The sequence below is a fragment of the Euzebya pacifica genome (genome assembly GCF_003344865.1).
GTDB lineage: Bacteria > Actinomycetota > Nitriliruptoria > Euzebyales > Euzebyaceae > Euzebya > Euzebya pacifica.
Genome location: NZ_CP031165.1, coordinates 3,988,910 through 4,005,253, shown reverse-complemented (window position 1 = coordinate 4,005,253; position 16,344 = coordinate 3,988,910). Strand labels below are relative to the sequence as shown.

Sequence of the window (16,344 nt, the reverse complement as noted above, 5' to 3'; positions counted from 1 at the left end):
TCGTCGGAGGGGCAGGGCACCTCCAGTTCGGGTACCGGGGGTCCGTCTCGAGCCGCTCCGATCAGCCTCTTGGCTGCGCGCTGCCGGCCCGCCGTCGCACCCCCGCGACGTTGCGCGCCGAGGCCTTCACGACCCCGCTGCCGATCCCGCCGACGGTGCGTCCCGGCACCGAACCGGTCGTCCTGCCGGTGACACGCACGGCCGTGTCGTTGCTGCCCGGCGCAGCAACCACGATGTTGACCTTCGGCGGGACCTTCCCCGGGCCGACCGTCATCGCCCGGCCCGGGCAGGTCGTCGACATCGACGTCGTCAACGAGCTCGACGAACCGGCCGTGCTGCACCTGCACGGCGCCCATGTCGCGGCCGCGCACGACGGGCACGTCCGGGACCTGATCCCCACCGGTGGGCAGCGTCGGTACACCTTCGACAACGCGCAGCGGGCGGCCCACCTCTGGTACCACGACCACCTGCTGATGCGGACCGCGGAACGGGTCTACCGGGGCCTGGCCGGCAGCTACCTGCTGGTCGACCAGGCCCACGACGGCCTCGGCCTGCCCAACGGGGACGAGCGCGACATCCCCGTGGCGCTGACCGACAAGACCTTCGACGCCGACGGCCAGCTGGTCTACGACCCCGTCGGGCACACGGGGTTCCTCGGCGACGTCGTGCTGGTCAACGGCGTCGACCGGCCGGTGCTGACCGTCGAGCCCGGCCTGCTGCGGCTGCGGATCCTCAACGCCTCCAACGCCCGGCCCTACCGGCTGGGCCGGGCCGACGGCATGCCGTTGGTGCAGGTGGGCACCGACGGGGGGCTGCTGGCGACCCCTGCCTCGAGGGGGGAGGTGGAGGTGTGGCCGTCGGAGCGCGTCGACCTGCTGCTGGACCTGTCCCGGATGGGCGACGGCGACCGGGTGGTCATCCTCGACGCCGGCGTGGGCGACCTGATGGCCGTCGACGTGACCGGGGGACCAGCGGAGCCCGCGATCCTGCCGACCTCGTTGGGCCCCGCCCCCGACCTGGACCCGCCGGAGGTCGTCCGCACCATCACCCTCGACGAACACGGCGGCCGCTTCCTGCTCAACGGGCACGGGTTCGACGACGCCATCCGTGACGTGTACGCGCGGCTGGGCGCCGTCGAACGCTGGCGCCTGGTCAACACGACGTCCTTCGGCCACCCCATCCACCTGCACCTGGTCAGCTTCCTCGTGCGGCAGCGGACCAGCAGCGGGGTGGCCCTGCCGCTGCGGCCCGAGGACGAGGGCTGGAAGGACACCGTCCTGGTGCGCGCCTTCGAGACCGTCGAGCTCGACGCCCGGTTCGCCGACCACCTCGGCGACTTCATGTACCACTGCCACGTCCTCGAGCACGAGGACCACGACATGATGAGCCAGTTCCGCGTCGTGGACCTCGGCCGGATCGCCGGCAGCAACCGGGTCCGGACCGCGGCGGCGGTGTCGGCGCACGGCGGCGGGACGGGCGGCACGGTCGTCGTCGCCAGCGGGCTGGAGTGGGCCGGTGCCCTGGCCGGCGCGGCGCTGGCCGACGCCCTGGCGCTGGTGCTGGGCGAGGCGCTGGACGAGGTCGCGGAGGAGGAGCTGCGCCGCCGTGGCCCCGACCGGATCGTCGTCGCCGGGTCGACGGGGCAGGTGTCGGCCGCCATCGAGGGGGTGCTGGCCGGGATCGCGCCGACCAGCCGCGTCGACGTCGACGACCCGGTGGCGCTGGCCGCCGGGGTCGCGCGCACGCTGGCGGACCGGGCCGACCGGGTGGTCGTCGCCACGGCCGACCGGTTCCCGGACGCCCTGGCCGCAGGCGTGCTCGGGATCCCGGTACTGCTGACCGCCCCGACGGCCCTGTCGGCGACTTGCCGACAGGCGATCGACGACCTCGGCGCGTCGTCGGTGGTCATCGCCGGCGGACCGGCGGCCGTCAGCGAGGACGTGGCCGCCGAGATCACCGAACAGGGGCTCGCGGTCACGAGGATCGCCGGGCGGGACCGGATCGCGACGGCGGCGGCGTTCGCCCGGACGGCCGGGCTGCGGACCACGGCCTACGCGGCCAGCGCCACCCGGTTCCCCGACGCGCTGTCCGCCGGCATCGCCGCCCGCCGGGACGGGATGCTGGTGCTCGTCGACGACACCGGCTCGACAGCGGTGACCGACCAGCTGCTGGCCGACGCGGCGGTCGACCGGATCAGGATCGTCGGGGGCGAGGCCGCCGTGGGGCTGGCCGCCGAGGCCACGCTGGCCGCCCACCTGTGACCGCGCACCTGTGATCGCCCACCTGTGATCGAGGGTGACGCAACAATCCCCCAGCCGGACACCATCGGCCGCGTGACACGTTGGGTACCCTCCGCCATCATGCTGCGCTGGGGAATCCTTGGAGTGAACACGACGGCGGAGGAATCCGTCGGCCCGGCCATGCGCTCGGTCGGTCACGACCTGGCCGTGGTCTCGGCCGAGACGTTGACTGCGGCCCAGCAGTTCGCGGCCACCCAAGGGGTCCGGCGAGCCCGCCGGGATCATGCCGAGGTCCTCGTCTCCCGTGACGTCGACGCGGTGTTCGTCGCCCTCCCCACCTCCGAACGCGAGCACTGGGTCACCGAGGCGCTGCACGCCGGCAAGCACGTCCTGTGCCTCAAGCCCCTCTCCATCGACGCCGACGGCGCGGCCCGCATGGCTGCCGCCGCCGCGTCAGGTGCCGGCCTGACCCTCATGGAGGCCCTGCCGCTGCGGTTCCACCCGCGTACCGCCGCGCTGCTCGAGCTGGTGCGTTCCGGCGGCATCGGTGCGGTCCGGCTGGTCTCGGCCACCTCGGCCTACCCGATGACCGACGCCGACAGCTACCACGCCGACCCCTCCCGGGGCGGCGGCGCGCTGCTGGACGTCGGGGCGGACCTCGTCAGCCTGATCCGCTGGGTCCTCGGCGAGGAGCCCGACGTCGTGCGTGCCGTCACCCGTCGCTGGGCGTCCGGCGCCGACGCGACGACCTCGGCCGTCATGGGCTTCCCGTCAGGCGCGACCGCGGCGTTGCACGCCTCGTTCGACTCGGCCCGTCACTCCACGCTGGAGATCGTCGGTTCCGACGGCACCCTGCGCATGCCTCGGCCGTTCACGGCCGGCCCGGGTGACCAGGCCGCGCTGCTGCGCTCCGACGAGGTCATCGGGACGTGGCGTGCCGACCCGTGGGAACGACTCCTCGAGGCCTTCGAGCACGCCACGCAGGGCATCCGGCCGCCGATCGACGTGGAGGACGCCGTGGCGACCGCCCACGTCATCGACTGGATCGCCGCTTCCGGCTGACCGCCGATCGGCTCCGGCTGGCCGACGATCCAGGACGACCGGTCAGGACCGCAGGCGGTCCAGCAGGGCTTCGGACTCCGACGACAGGCGGTCGATGAGGACGTCGGACTCGGCACGAAGCCGGTCGAGCAGTACCTCGGACTCCGAGGTCAGGCGCTCGATCAGGGTGTCGGGCACCTTCGCCTGACGACGGCGACGGACCACGGCGAAGGCCACGGCACCGAGCGCCAGGGCACCAGCACCGACGATGGCCGGAGCAGTCCGGTACCAGGGGTCGGAGGGGGCGTCGGGGTGGGAGGTGTCGAGCTGACCCGTGGAGGGGTCGGCCTTGTGGGCACCCAGCTTCTTCGCCATGGCATCCAGATCGGGCTTGTCCTGCACGGGGCCCGACTGGCTGCCGGGTTGGTTGCCCTTCGGCACCGGTCCGGTGTCGCCGGACGGCGTCGGGAAGGAGTCGGCGCGCAGCTCGCCCTCGATCGCGTCGGGGGTCAAGGAGGGGGTCTCCTCGCTGCGCCTGAGTTCGGGTTGCTGTGGAGTGGACATGGTCAAGCCTTACCCGGCACCCTGCCCTGTCCACACCCCTTCGGAGAGGACGCCACCGTGCCACATACCGACGACGACGCCCGAGAGGCCCGGGTGCGGGCCGCCGGGGGAGTGGTGTGGCGGCGCACCGACACCGTCGAGGTGCTGCTGGTCCACCGGCCCCGCTACGACGACTGGTCGATGCCCAAGGGCAAGCTCGACGACGGCGAGTCCTTCGAGGACGCTGCCGTCCGAGAGGTGGAGGAGGAGACGGGCATCCGGGCGGCGCTCGGCGAGGACCTGGGCGAGGTGCGCTACGTCGACCACAAGGGTCGCGACAAGGTCGTGCGCTGGTGGGCCATGGAGGCCGACCGCGAACGCAACGACGACACCGACGCCGCCCAGCTCCAGCCCATGGATGCCGACGAGGTCGACGAGCTTCGCTGGGTGTCGCTGGCCGACGCCGACGCCCTGCTGACCTACCCGCTCGACGTCGAGGTGATGGGGCGCTTCCGCGCTACCGTTGAGCCGCGATGACCTCCCTTCACCGACTGTTCGTCCTCACCCTGCTCGTTGCCGTGGCCACCGTCGGCCTGGCCGGCCCGGCGCTGGCACACGGCCGTGGGTCGGATGCCAGCAACTTCCTCAGCCTCATCACCGACGTCCCCAGCGTCGACGGGCTGTCCTGGGCGGTGATCAACTCCGACGAGTACCTGGAGCTGACCAACACCAGCGACGACGAGGTCACCATCCCGGGGTACTCCCAGGAGCCCTACCTGCGGATCGGCCCCGACGGGGTGTTCCGCAACCGCAACTCCCACGCCACCTACCTCAACGAGGACCGGTTCGGCGATGTGCGGATCCCGCCGGAGGTCGACGTCAACGGCGACCCCGAGTGGGAGCAGGTCAGCGACGGCAACTCCTACGCCTGGCACGACCACCGCATCCACTGGATGGCGTCCGCCGAACCGCCGGGCGTGCAGACCGACCCCGACAGCGAGCAGGTCGTCAACCCCGGCTGGGAGGTGCCCTTCGTCGTCGGCGAGACCGAGTACGCCGTCGTCGGTGACCTGATCTGGGTGCCCGGCGGCAGCCCGTGGATCTGGCTGGTCCCGGCGCTGCTGGTCCTGATGATCCCACTGGCCATCGGCCTGCGCACCAAGCCGGATTTGGAGAAGGTCGAGTGGCGGGGCCTGTCCACGCCGATGGGGATCACCCTGATGATCCTGGCCCTCGCCAACGTCATCCACCTCGTCGACGACCTGTTCGCGACCCCGATCCCGCTCTCGCAGTCATCGGTGTCGGCGGTCCAGACGGCCTTCTTCATCGCCATCGCCGCGTTCGGTGCCTGGCGGGCCATCCAGGGGGAGGAGGGCGCGTTCACCGCCCTCGGCGTCGGTGCGGGCGCGGTGTTCATCGGCCAGGGCCTGCTGTACTTCTCCGTCCTCGGGGCCTCGCAGACCGCCAGCCTGTTCCCCGGGTGGCTGACCCGCGTCGTGGTCGCCCTCAGCGTCGCTCAGCTGATCCCCATGGCCATCGCCACGGTGATGGGCACCCGCGCGCTCCTCCCGGAGTTCGACGAGGACGACCTGGCGGCCGAGACCGCTATCTGACGGGCGAGGGCAACGGGCGGGGCAACGGCCCCTCCCGTGCGCCCCGGGCGATCAGACGATCTCGTCGCGCAACGCCTCGAGCATGTAGCAGTCGTGCCAGGTGCCGTCCGGCCCGCGCTCGTAGGCGCGCATCCGACCGACCTTGCGGAACCCCACCCGCTCGTAGCAGGCGATCGCGGCGTCGTTGGACGCGGCTGGGTCTATCACCAACCGGTGATGCCCCCGATCGTGCACGAGGTGGCGGGCAAGCGTGCGGACGGAGTCCGACCCCAGCCCCTGCCCGTGCCAGTCACGCGACAGGAACACGTCCATGCCGGCGTGACGGTAGTCCGAGGCGGGCTCCTCGAAGTACTGGATGCTGCCGGCCACGACGCCGTGCACGTCGATGACGAACACCACCATCGCCGGTGACTCCAGCAGCTCGCGGCGAACACGGTCCACGTCGTAGCGACCCCACCATCGAGCCACCTCGGGCTCGGCCAGGATCTTTGCGAGTGGTTCGACGTCGGCCTCGGTGACCTTGCGAAGGGTCACCTGGGTGCCGTGGAGGACCTCCACGGGGTCGGCGCTGCGAGTTGACACGGGGTTGGCTCCTTTCGGGGACCATCCTGCCAGCCCTCGTCATACCCGCGGGGGACCGTCGGACCACCCCCCATGGCTGGAATCCAAACAAACGGTTGACAGCAGGCGTCGAACCTTCGATTGTTGCCGCAAGCGACATTCGTTGAATGGGGAAACCGCCGAAGGGGCTCCGCCGAGCCCCGGACGACTGTCGTGACGCAGTCCCGCTGGTCGTCGACCGACCCTTGTTCGTCGTGCGCCGACACCGCGGATCCCTCGAGCCGAACGGAGCAACCCGCCATGGTCCACAACGTCCACCTCGACCGTCGTCGCTTCCTCGGGCTGGGGGCCGGCAGCCTGATGGTCGCCGCCCTCGCCCCGACGGGTGCGCTCGCACAGGTCCAGTCCAGGGGCGGCAACGGTCGCCTGATCCCGCCGCCCAGGGTCGGCACGATCCTCTACACCCAGCGCGACGCCATCAGCCGCTGGGGCGTGCACGACAACCCCAACCCGACCATGGGCTACGTCGGCGGGCCCGACTACCCCGACGACCCCAACGACCTCGGTCCCCTCGTCCCGCTGCCCGGCGGCTTCCTCGAGGTGTTCGAGTTCCTCGCCGCCGCAGGGTTCCGGCAGGTCGAGTTCGCCGGCTACAACCAGCACCCCAACAACGTCGGCGGCAGCGCCCCGAACGTCGGCAACGGCAGCAACCCCAACTACGCCAACTTCGAGGCGTACCGGGAGCACGCCCGGACGCTCCGCAGCTTCCTGGACGCCACGGGACTGGAGGCCATCGGCAGCCACGGCTTCATCCCCTCCACCTGGCCCGGTGGCCCCAACGGGGGCATGACCCAGGGCGACCACGACCGCTTCATGCTCGAGCTGGAGGTCGCCAGCATCCTCGGCATGCCCTACACCGGCACCGGTGGCGACCCGACCAGCGCCAGCCCCAACAACCGCAACGTCGAGGCGTGGGACCTGGCCGCGGAGAAGTGGCTGGCCCTCAACGACCTCGCCGCGACGACGGGCGTGTCGATCTACCCGCACAACCACAGCCCCGCGTACAGCTTCCTTCAGGACGGGCCGATGGTGGAGGTCACCGAGGACCGGCTGACCGGCGCGCCGCTGGCCACGCCGCAGATCGTTCGTGGTGAGTCCGGCACCCGCCTGATGGAGCGCTACCTGGCGATGACCGACCGGAGCTGCCCCATCGAGCTGGACGTCTTCTGGGCCCACGTCGCGCAGCACGAGCACCGCTGGTACTACGACTGGGACGGCGTCCGTCGCGAGTCGATCTTCGACCCGCACGCCTTCACCGCCGCCAACACCAAGCGGATCCCGCTGTACCACGCCAAGGACGGCGACCGGAACGCCGAGCCCGAGGGAATCGGTCGGGGCTACGACATGGTCCCGTTCGGCGATCCGTCCAGCGACATCGACTACCAGCGGTTCTTCCGGCAGCAGGGTGCCAAGGGCTGGCACAACCCCAACTACGAGCAGGACAACGCCCCCGGCGGATCCAGCGACCCGGGCCGGTCGCTGCGCGTGTCGCGCTTCAGCGCCGACAACATGCAGAACCTGCGCGGCTGACCACCACCCGACGGCCCGGATCCGGTCGGTGCGGTGACCCCGTCGCCGGCCCGCCGGATCTGGGCTTCGGACCGTGGCCCGCTAGGCTGCGTCGCCAATGACGACACACCATCTGGCCATCATCGGCGGCGACGGGGTCGGCCCCGAGGTCACCGCCCAGGCACTCAAGGTCCTCGACGCTGCCGAGCAGCGCTTCGGCTTCTCCACCACCCGCACCGAGTACGACCTCGGCGGACGCCGCTACCTCGCCAGCGGCGAGGTGCTGCCCGACTCGGTCATGGCCGAGCTCGACGAGGCCGATGCGATCCTCCTCGGTGCCGTCGGCACGCCCGAGGTGCCGCCGGGCGTGCTCGAGCGGGGGCTGCTGCTGAAGCTGCGCTTCGCCTTCGACCAGTTCGTCAACCTGCGGCCCGTCAAGCTGCTCCCCGGCGTCCCCACGCCGATCGCCGGGCTGACGCCGGACCGCTGCGACATGGTCATCGTGCGCGAGAACACCGAGGGCATGTACGTCGGCGCCGGTGGGTCGTTGTTCCACGGCACCGGGGCCGAGGTCGCCACCCAGGAGTCCCTCAACACCCGCCACGGCGTCGAGCGGGTCATCCGCGATGCGTTCGCCCGCGCCCAGAACCGCCGCAACCACCTCACCCTGGTGCACAAGACCAACGTGCTGAACTTCGCCGGGGACCTGTGGATGCGGACCTTCACCGAGGTCGGTGAGGCCGACTTCCCCGACGTCGAGCGCGACTACGTGCACGTCGACGCGATGTGCCTGTACATGGTCACGACCCCCGAGCGGTTCGATGTCGTCGTCACCGACAACCTGTTCGGCGACATCGTCACCGACCTCGGCGCGGCCGTGCAGGGCGGCCTGGGCCTTGCGGCCAGCGGCAACCTCAACCCCACCGGCGCGCACCCGTCGATGTTCGAGCCGGTCCACGGTTCGGCGCCCGACATCGCCGGCAAGGGCTGGGCCAACCCGGTCGCCGCGGTGCTGTCGCTGTCGATGGCGCTGGACCACCTGGACCACGCCGACGCTGCCCGCGCCGTCGAGGACGCGGCCGCTGAGGTCCTCACGACCATGACGGCCATGGGCGGCCCCGACATGGGCGGGTCCACCGACGAGCTCGGCGACCGCATCGCCGCCATCGTGGCCGGCTGATCCAGCCACCCCGCCACCGTGGCGGGCCACTAGGATTCGGCCCGACGCCACCGAGCACAGAGGGACCCATGCCCGTACCGAAGATGTCGAAGATCTGGATGGACGGCGAGCTCGTCGACTGGGACGACGCGACCATCCACGTGCTGACCCCGTCCCTGCACTACGGCTGGGCGGTCTTCGAGGGCATGCGGGCCTACGCCACCGACCGCGGCCCGGCGATCTTCCAGCATCGTGCCCACGTCGAGCGGCTGTACCGCTCGGCGCAGGTGCTGAGCATGCAGATCCCGTACTCGCCCGACGAGATCCTGGAGGGGTCGCGTGACCTGTGCCGGGTCAACGGGCAGGACAGCTACTACATCCGCCCGCTGGCCTACCTCGGTTACGGCGAGATGGGGCTGAACCCGATGCCGTCGCAGGTCCGCGTCATGATCGCCGTCTGGCCGTGGGGCGCCTACCTGGGCGAGGAGGGCATCAAGAACGGCGTGCGCGCGAAGGTGTCGTCGTGGCAGCGCATGGGAGCCAACATCATCCCGACGGGCACCAAGGCCTCGGGGGTCTACGTCAACAGCTCGCTGGCCAAGATGGAAGCGGTCAAGGCCGGGTACGACGAGGCGATCATGCTCAACGAGCACGGCCGTGTCGCCGAGGGCTCGGGCGAGAACGTCTTCGTCGTCCGTGACGGCGTGCTGGTCACCCCACCGACCAGCGAGGGCGTGCTGCCGGGCATCACGCGTGCGGCGATCCTCGACCTGGCCCGCGATCGTGACATCCCGGTCGAGCAGACCCCGCTGCTGCGGCAGGACCTCTACACCGCCGACGAGGCGTTCTTCACCGGCACGGCAGCCGAGATCGTGCCGATCCGGTCCGTCGACGACCGCGTCATCGGTCCCCCCGGTCCCATCACCAAGCAGCTGCAGGACGTGTTCTTCAGCGTCGTACGGGGAAGGGAACCCAAGTACGACCACATGCTCGACTACGTCAGCCAGCGGTGACGGGGGGCTCACCGCCAGCAGGAGGATTCACAAGATGGGTGTCACCCGCCGTGTCGTGATCGTCGGTGCCGGGTTCGGTGGCCTGTCGGCTGCCCGCGCCCTTGCCGGACCCGACGTCGAGGTCGAGGTCGTCGATCGCCGCAACCACCATCTCTTCCAGCCGTTGCTGTACCAGGTGGCGACGGCCGGCCTGGAACCCTCCGACATCGCCTACGCCGTTCGCGGGATCGTCCGCAAGGAACGCGGGGTGCGGTTCACCGCCGCCGACATCGTCGGGGCCGACCTCGACGCCCGGGTGCTGCACACCGCCGGTGGCCGGGACATCCCCTACGACACGCTGGTGCTCGCCGCTGGGGCACGGACCGCCGACTTCGGCATCACGGGGGTCGCCGAGCACGCCTTCGGGCTGAAGAGCCTCAACGACGCCATGGCCATCCGCCAGCACATGCTGGAGCAGTTCGAGCGGTGTGCCGTTCGGCCCGAGCTGGTCGACGACGGCGCGTTGTCGATCGTCGTCGTCGGGGGTGGTCCGACGGGGATCGAGATGGCGGGCGCCATGTCGGAGCTGTTCACGCGCGTCATGCGGGCGGACTTCCCCGAGCTGGACCTGACCCGGGCACAGGTCGAGCTGGTGGAGATGGCTCCCGAACCGCTCGGGCCGTTCCACCCCAAGCTGCGCAAGCACGCCGTGGACCAGCTGGAACGGCGTGGCGTGACGATGCACCTGGGGCGTTCGGTCAAGGAGGTCACCGACGACGGGGTCCTGCTGGACGACGGGACGTTCCTGTCGGCGGCGACCTGCGTGTGGGCCGCCGGGGTCGAAGCCGAACCGCTGGGGAGGATGCTCGGCCTGGAGACCGGCAAGGCCGGTCGCATCGTGGTCGACGGCAGCCTGCGCGTCCCGGACCGTCCCAACGTCTTCGTCATCGGCGACCTGGCTGCCGCTACGGACAAGAAGGGGGAGCTGTTGCCGCAGCTGGCCCCTGTCGCGATGCAGCAGGGACGGCACGTCGCCAAGGTCATGGACGCCGTGGCCGAGGGTCGCAAGCCACCGGTGTTCCGCTACACCGACAAGGGGTCGATGGCCACCATCGGACGCGGCGCGGCCGTCGCCCAGGTCCCCGGCGGCATCCGCTTCGGCGGCACCCTGGCGTGGCTGGCGTGGCTGGTGCTGCACATCTACTTCCTGATCGGCTTCCGCAACCGCATCAGCGTGCTGGTCAACTGGGCCTGGAACTACCTGACGTGGGACCGCGCGGCGAGGGTGGTCCACGGGGTGGTCGCCCCGCAGGGGCGCGGTGACGGAGCGCCGGAGGCGCGCGATGACGGGGCCCCGCAGGGGCGCGGTGACGGAGCGCCGGAGGCGCCCCACGACGCGTCAGAGCGGGCAGCCGGCTGACCGTGGAGGTGCTGGCCGCGGTCGTGGGTGGGGTCCTCGTGGCCGGCCTCGTCGCGGTCGGTGCCCGGCTTCGCCGACGCCGCGACGCTGCCCTCGCCGAGGCCTACTCGGCTCCGGAGCCGGAGGAGGACAATGACCGCAGCACGTTGCTCGGTCAGGTCCTGTCGGGCTCCGTCGACCTGCTGGCCGGCACCGTCAGCGGGGCCCTGCGCACGCTCGTGCAGGTCGCCGGCGCCCGTGAGGACGACGGCGTGGTGACCCTGCTGTTCTGCGACATCGAGGGCTCGACTCGGCTGAACGTCGAGCTCGGTGACGACCGCTGGGCCGAGGTCCTGCGGGTCCACGAGCACGTCTCCAGCGAGGTCGTCGCCCAGCACCGCGGCCGGATCGTCAAGACCGCCGGGGACGGGTTCATGGCCGTCTTCCGCGATCCGGCGGCCGCGGTCCGCGCGGCGGTCGGCCTGCAGGAGGCCCTGGCCGCCAACCCCCGCATCGGCGTGCCGTTGCCGGCGCGGATCGGGGTTCACTGCGGCGAGGTCGTCGGGCGGGGCGGGGACTTCTACGGCACCGAAGTCGTGCGCGCTGCCCGCATCGCCGACCGGGCGAAGGGCACGGAGACCCTCGTGTCGGAGGCCGTGGTCGACCACGCCGGCGACATCGACGGGGTGGCCTTCCAGCCCGCCGGTCGGGTCCGCCTCAAGGGACTGCCCGGCCGCCAACCCCTCCGGCGGGTCGTCCTCCAGCCGGGCCGCAGCCGACCGACGGGCCCCCGGCGCTCGTGATCAGCGGGCCAGCAGGTCGATGAGCTCCAGCAGGGGACCGGCGTCGTGGTCGTTGTCGGTCCAGGCGGTCTCCAGGGAGGTGCGGATGATCTGCCCCGACCGTTCGCCGACCATGATCTGGTCCTGCCCCTCCAGCAGCGCCTTGACCGCCGCGTGGCCCAGCCGGGCACCGAGGACACGGTCGCGCATCGTGGGCGGGCCTCCACGCTGCACGTGGCCGAGCACGGTCACGCGGGAGTCCAGCGAGGTCCCCTCCACCACCCCGTTGGCGATGCCGTAGGCGCCGCCGGCGTCGTCGCCCTCGGCCACGACGACGATGCAGAACGTCTTGCCCATCTCGAACGATCCACGCACGCGTTCACGGACGGCTTCGATGTCGGTGGGACGCTCGGGCACCAGCACCGCCGACGCGCCGCCCGCCAGGCCGGCGTAGAGGGCCAGCCACCCTGCCCGACGGCCCATGACCTCCACGAAGAACAGCCGCTCGTGGCTGGACGCGGTGTCACGGATCCGGTCGATGGCCTCCAGCGCCACGTTGACCGCGGTGTCGAACCCGAGGGTGAAGTCGGATCCGCCGAGGTCGTTGTCGATGGTGCCAGGGATGCCCACGCAGGCGATGCCGTGCTCGTCGCTCAGCGCCTGGGCGCCGTGGAAGGACCCGTCGCCGCCGATGACGACCAGCCCGTCGACCCCGCGGCCCTTCAGGTTGGCCGCGGCCCTGGCGCGTCCCTCGGGGGTGCGGAACTCCTCCGACCTCGCGGTGCCGAGGATCGTGCCACCCAGCTGGATGATGCCGGACACCGCGCGGGCATCCAGCTCGCGCATCCGGTCCTTGATCAGGCCCCGGTACCCGAACTCCACGCCGAGGGTGTGGACCCCAAGCGCATCAGCGGTGCGGACGACTCCGCGGACGGCAGCGTTCATGCCGGGCGCGTCGCCCCCGGACGTGAGTACGGCGATTCGTTTCATGAGACCACAAACCTAGACGGGCGGACGGGGAAGCGGTAGTACACCCCGTCGCGCCCACCGGTGGACGACCGGTCGGCAGTCCCGGCGGGGTGCGGGGGAGTCCGGGAGGCGACCAACACCGCAGGACGCGCCGGTCGCGCATCCGTAGTCTGTCAACATGCACGCGTTCTGGGCCACCCTGCTGCGGCAGGGGATTCGGCGAGAAGGGAGCACCGGACGTCCCGGTGGTCCGGGCCTCGGACGGCTGCTGCTGGAGGAGCTGGCCTGGGCTGCGCGCGAGGCCGTCCATCCGGTCAAGATGGCGGCGGCCGGGTTGGTCGTCGTGGGGGTCGGCGTGGCGCTGGGTCCCACCACTCCCGGCCCGGTGCTGGGCGCTGGCTGGAGGCTTGCCGTCTCGGTCCTGCTGGGGCTGGTCGCGCTCGCCACGGCGCACGCGTTGCTGCAGCGACGCACCGACGACGACGGCCTGCGTGCCCTGCGTGTCGTGCTGGCCGCCACGGCCGTGCTCGTCGTCGGGACGATGGTCGTCGGGACCCTGCTGGCGGTCATCACCAGCAGCGAACCGGACCAGGTCGAGCACCTGCTCGAGGTGTCGTTGGCCATCGACCGTCCGCTGCTGGTCGGCGCGGCGCTGCTCGTCGCCGGCATCCTGGTCGCCGGCATCGGCAACCGCCTGGCCATCCCCGGGGCGCTGCTCTTCCTCGGCCTGGGCATGCTCATCGGCAGCGACGGGCTCGAGCTGGTCAACATCTCCGACGCGGGGATGGTCCAGAGCATCGGTGTCGTGGCGCTGGTGATCATCCTGTTCGACGGCGGACTCGGCACCGATGCCGACCGGCTGCGCCGCGGGCTGATCCCCGGGTTGGCGCTGGGCACCGTCGGGGTGGCCGTCACCGCGGGGGTCACCGCCATCGGCACCATGTGGCTGCTGGGTGCGCCGAGCCGACTGGCATGGTTGATCGGCGCGATCGTCGCCTCGACCGACGCCGCCGCCGTGCTTCCGCTGCTCCGTCGGGTCAAGGTGCCCAACCGGGTCGCCGATGCCCTGCGGCTGGAGTCCGGCGTCAACGATCCGATCGCGGTCCTGCTGACCGTCGGCCTGCTGTCGTCGTGGGACGCCCCCTCGACCGCGTCGGCCTGGATCGGCTTCGGGGCGCTGCAGCTGATCGGGGCGCTGGCCGTCGGCACGGCGGTCGGCTGGGCCGGTGCGTGGCTGCTGCGTCGGGTCGACCTCGGCACCGGCGGCCTGTACCCGGTGCTGGCGCTCGGCGTGGCCGGACTGGCCTACGGGGCTGCGGTCGCGGTCGGCGCCAGCGGCTTCCTGGCCGTCTACCTCGCCGGCATCGTCCTGGCCGGTGAGGCCCCCCGTCGCCGTCGTTCGGTCCAGCTGTTCGTCGGCGCGCTGTCCTCGGGGGCCGAGGTCGGGCTGTTCCTGCTGCTCGGCCTGCTGGTCTCGCCGGGCGAGCTGTCCGCTGTGGCCGGGACGGCGCTGGCGGTCAGCGCCGTGCTCGTGTTCGTCGCCCGGCCCCTTGCCGTGTGGCTGTCGTTGACCTGGTTCGACATGTCCCTGCGGGAGATGGCTGCGGTGTCGTGGCTGGGCCTGCGGGGTGCCGTCCCCATCGTCCTGGCCACCCTGGCGTTCTCCAGCGGCCTGCCCGAGGCAGCGGTCGTCTTCGACGTGGTGTTCTTCGTCGTGCTGACCTCGGCGCTCGTGCAGGGGCTGACCGCCATGCCGGTGATCCGCAGGCTGGGGCTGCCGGCGCAGGAGGGGCCCAGCGGGTCGGTGGAGATCATGCCGCTGGAGGACGCTGGCGTGGACGTCGCCGAGGTCGTCGTGGACGCCGACTCCTCGGTCGCCGGACGGCTGCTGAGCGACAGCGGCGTGCCCGAGGGGCTGCTGGTCTCGGCGATCGTGCGTGGCGACCGCGTGCTGGTCCCGCGTGGCAGCACCCGCCTGCTGGTGGGCGACCTGCTGGTCATCACCACCGCCGACCAGCAGTACGGCAGCCGCGACGTGCAGGCCTGGGTACGGGGCGACCCGGTCGCCTGACCTCGCCGGCGGGGCCCTCGGGCCCGTTGCCTGGGTGGCCAGTGACTAGTTATGGTCATCGGACGCCACCTGGAGGAGCCGTCCATGCGCAGTCCGTCGCCGCGCCGCCTGCCCGTCGTTGCCCTTGCTGCCCTCGCGGTGGTCGGCGGCCTGCTGTCGCCCGCGGGCGCTGGACCCCGGGCGGACCCGGAGGTGCTGGCCTCGTCCGTTGCGCCCGACAACGACCGGGACTGCACGACCAGCCGGGTGCCCGTCGAGCTGGACCCTGCGACCCCGGCAACCCCGGGCAACGACCTCGGGCTGGGCCTGGGCGGGCTGCTGCGCCCGGTGCTCGACGCGGTTGCCGGTCCACAGGAGGTCGTGGCGAAGCTGTGCCTGCCGGCCGCGCCGGTCGATGACCCCGACCTGGGCCCGCCCGACACCGTGCAGCTGCTGATCCACGGCATCACCTACGACCACCGCTACTGGAACATCGCCGATCCCGAGGACCCCACGGGCAACCGCTACTCCTGGGAGCACGCCGCCGCCACCGCCGGCTACGCCACGCTCGCCATCGACCGGATCGGCAACGGGGACTCCACGCACCCCCCGAGCGCGCTGGTCGACATCTCCACCAACGCCAGCGTCGTCCGCCAGCTGGTCGACGGGTTGAAGGCAGGGACGATCGAGGGCCCCCGTGGACCCGTCGCGTTCGAACGGGTCGTCCTGGTCGGCCACTCCTACGGCAGCATGACCAGCTGGATCGCCGCCTCGGGCAACCCCGACGTCGACGGGGTCGTCATCACCGGGGCGACCCACAACGTCCGGGAGGTCCACGCACCGGTGTCCATCGAGACCGGCCACTACCCGGCGGTGCTGGACCCCCAGTTCGCCGGCAGCGGCCTGGACCCCCTCTACATCACCAGCCAGCCGGGGATGCGTTACGACCTGTTCTATGCGCCGGGCACCGACGTGCATCCGGTCATCGTCGAGCGGGACGAGGCCACGAAGGGCACCGTCACCCAGCCCGAGCTGATGAACTACCCCGTGATCTTCCGGACGCCGCTGGACATCACCGCGCCGGTCTTCTACCTGATCGGTGACCTCGACGGGATCTTCTGCTCGCAGGACCCGCTCGACCTCGGCGCCGACTGCTCCAGCCCCGCGACGGTGATTGCCAACGAAGCCCCGTGGCTGGGCGACGACGTGCCGTCCATCGATGCCCACGTCACGGCCACGGCGGGCCACGACCTGAACGCCTTCGGGACGGCGCAGGAGTCCTTCGACGCCGCCCATGACTGGCTGACCGCCACCGTCGCCCCGCGCTGACCCGCGCTGGCCTGCCGGGGTCGGTCCGACGGACAGGAGCGGACAGGCCACGGCGCGTCACACGGTGGGGCACCATGTCGCGTGCCGCGGGGGGACT

Annotated in this window: 14 protein-coding genes; 11 read left to right on the top strand and 3 right to left on the bottom strand. The window is 71.7% G+C overall.

From position 1 onward, the window contains the following. Window positions 1-110 precede the first annotated feature (110 nt). Both DVS28_RS17210 and DVS28_RS17205 read left to right on the top strand, forming a co-directional pair. Entirely contained in the window at window positions 111-2,261 is a 2,151-nt protein-coding gene (locus DVS28_RS17210; protein ID WP_114592554.1) for a multicopper oxidase domain-containing protein, read from the top strand. A 72-nt stretch (window positions 2,262-2,333) separates the two neighbouring features. Beyond that, window positions 2,334-3,302, top strand: coding sequence for a Gfo/Idh/MocA family protein (locus tag DVS28_RS17205; protein WP_164710675.1), 969 nt, complete (start codon window positions 2,334-2,336; stop codon window positions 3,300-3,302). A gap of 42 nt (window positions 3,303-3,344) precedes the next feature. On the opposite strand, the gene DVS28_RS17200 is transcribed toward DVS28_RS17205, so the two are convergent. Continuing rightward, the gene (locus tag DVS28_RS17200; RefSeq protein ID WP_114592553.1) at window positions 3,345-3,845 is read right to left on the bottom strand and encodes a hypothetical protein; all 501 of its coding nucleotides are present in this window, start codon (window positions 3,843-3,845) and stop codon (window positions 3,345-3,347) included. A gap of 57 nt (window positions 3,846-3,902) precedes the next feature. Between DVS28_RS17200 and DVS28_RS17195 the strand changes: the two genes are divergently transcribed. After that, window positions 3,903-4,361 (top strand): NUDIX hydrolase, encoded by a 459-nt coding sequence (locus tag DVS28_RS17195; protein WP_114592552.1) that lies wholly within the window; start codon window positions 3,903-3,905, stop codon window positions 4,359-4,361. Beyond that, a complete protein-coding gene (locus DVS28_RS17190; protein ID WP_114592551.1) occupies window positions 4,358-5,437 on the top strand; it encodes a hypothetical protein in 1,080 nt (359 codons plus the stop codon). Before DVS28_RS17195 ends, DVS28_RS17190 begins: the two co-directional genes overlap by 4 nt. Window positions 5,438-5,488: 51 nt before the next feature. Here DVS28_RS17190 and DVS28_RS17185 read toward each other — a convergent pair whose 3' ends face one another. Further along, complete coding sequence (locus DVS28_RS17185; RefSeq protein WP_114592550.1) at window positions 5,489-5,995, bottom strand: GNAT family N-acetyltransferase; 507 nt, start codon at window positions 5,993-5,995, stop codon at window positions 5,489-5,491. Window positions 5,996-6,298: 303 nt separating this feature from the next. On the opposite strand from DVS28_RS17185, the gene DVS28_RS17180 reads away from it, so the two are divergent. The 5 genes from DVS28_RS17180 to DVS28_RS17160 all read left to right on the top strand — a co-directional run bounded on the left by DVS28_RS17180 (window position 6,299) and on the right by DVS28_RS17160 (window position 11,920). Further along, a complete protein-coding gene (locus DVS28_RS17180; RefSeq protein WP_114592549.1) occupies window positions 6,299-7,588 on the top strand; it encodes a sugar phosphate isomerase/epimerase family protein in 1,290 nt (429 codons plus the stop codon). 97 nt (window positions 7,589-7,685) lie between these two features. After that, window positions 7,686-8,747: a 3-isopropylmalate dehydrogenase gene (locus DVS28_RS17175; RefSeq protein ID WP_114592548.1), complete on the top strand. Its 1,062-nt coding sequence runs from the start codon at window positions 7,686-7,688 to the stop codon at window positions 8,745-8,747. A gap of 68 nt (window positions 8,748-8,815) precedes the next feature. Next, window positions 8,816-9,739 carry a branched-chain amino acid transaminase gene (locus tag DVS28_RS17170; protein WP_114592547.1) on the top strand — a complete coding sequence of 308 codons (924 nt, stop codon included), beginning with the start codon at window positions 8,816-8,818 and terminating at the stop codon, window positions 9,737-9,739. A 34-nt stretch (window positions 9,740-9,773) separates the two neighbouring features. Further along, window positions 9,774-11,138 (top strand): NAD(P)/FAD-dependent oxidoreductase, encoded by a 1,365-nt coding sequence (locus DVS28_RS17165; RefSeq protein WP_114592546.1) that lies wholly within the window; start codon window positions 9,774-9,776, stop codon window positions 11,136-11,138. Between the two features lie 2 nt (window positions 11,139-11,140). Then, window positions 11,141-11,920 carry an adenylate/guanylate cyclase domain-containing protein gene (locus tag DVS28_RS17160; RefSeq protein ID WP_164710674.1) on the top strand — a complete coding sequence of 260 codons (780 nt, stop codon included), beginning with the start codon at window positions 11,141-11,143 and terminating at the stop codon, window positions 11,918-11,920. Here DVS28_RS17160 and pfkA read toward each other — a convergent pair whose 3' ends face one another. After that, window positions 11,921-12,889, bottom strand: a complete 969-nt coding sequence (gene pfkA, locus DVS28_RS17155) for a 6-phosphofructokinase (RefSeq protein WP_114592544.1) — start codon at window positions 12,887-12,889, stop codon at window positions 11,921-11,923. It lies immediately after the preceding gene. Between the two features lie 157 nt (window positions 12,890-13,046). Here pfkA and DVS28_RS17150 point away from each other — a divergent pair, with 157 nt between their 5' ends. Both DVS28_RS17150 and DVS28_RS17145 read left to right on the top strand, forming a co-directional pair. Further along, window positions 13,047-14,939: a potassium/proton antiporter gene (locus DVS28_RS17150; RefSeq protein ID WP_216826109.1), complete on the top strand. Its 1,893-nt coding sequence runs from the start codon at window positions 13,047-13,049 to the stop codon at window positions 14,937-14,939. Window positions 14,940-15,023: 84 nt separating this feature from the next. Continuing rightward, on the top strand, window positions 15,024-16,247 hold the full coding sequence (locus DVS28_RS17145; RefSeq protein ID WP_164710673.1) for an alpha/beta hydrolase: 1,224 nt from the start codon (window positions 15,024-15,026) through the stop codon (window positions 16,245-16,247). The last annotated feature ends 97 nt before the right edge of the window (window positions 16,248-16,344 follow it).

Excerpts from the sequence above, each read along its gene's own strand:
- DVS28_RS17175 (WP_114592548.1), top strand. The coding sequence starts at position 7,686 with ATGACGACACACCATCTGGCCATCATCGGCGGCGACGGGGTCGGCCCC.
- DVS28_RS17150 (WP_216826109.1), top strand. The coding sequence starts at position 13,047 with ATGCACGCGTTCTGGGCCACCCTGCTGCGGCAGGGGATTCGGCGAGAA.
- DVS28_RS17170 (WP_114592547.1), top strand. The coding sequence starts at position 8,816 with ATGCCCGTACCGAAGATGTCGAAGATCTGGATGGACGGCGAGCTCGTC.
- DVS28_RS17200 (WP_114592553.1), bottom strand. The coding sequence starts at position 3,845 with ATGTCCACTCCACAGCAACCCGAACTCAGGCGCAGCGAGGAGACCCCC.
- pfkA (WP_114592544.1), bottom strand. The coding sequence starts at position 12,889 with ATGAAACGAATCGCCGTACTCACGTCCGGGGGCGACGCGCCCGGCATG.
- DVS28_RS17165 (WP_114592546.1), top strand. The coding sequence starts at position 9,774 with ATGGGTGTCACCCGCCGTGTCGTGATCGTCGGTGCCGGGTTCGGTGGC.
- DVS28_RS17180 (WP_114592549.1), top strand. The coding sequence starts at position 6,299 with ATGGTCCACAACGTCCACCTCGACCGTCGTCGCTTCCTCGGGCTGGGG.
- DVS28_RS17190 (WP_114592551.1), top strand. The coding sequence starts at position 4,358 with ATGACCTCCCTTCACCGACTGTTCGTCCTCACCCTGCTCGTTGCCGTG.
- DVS28_RS17145 (WP_164710673.1), top strand. The coding sequence starts at position 15,024 with ATGCGCAGTCCGTCGCCGCGCCGCCTGCCCGTCGTTGCCCTTGCTGCC.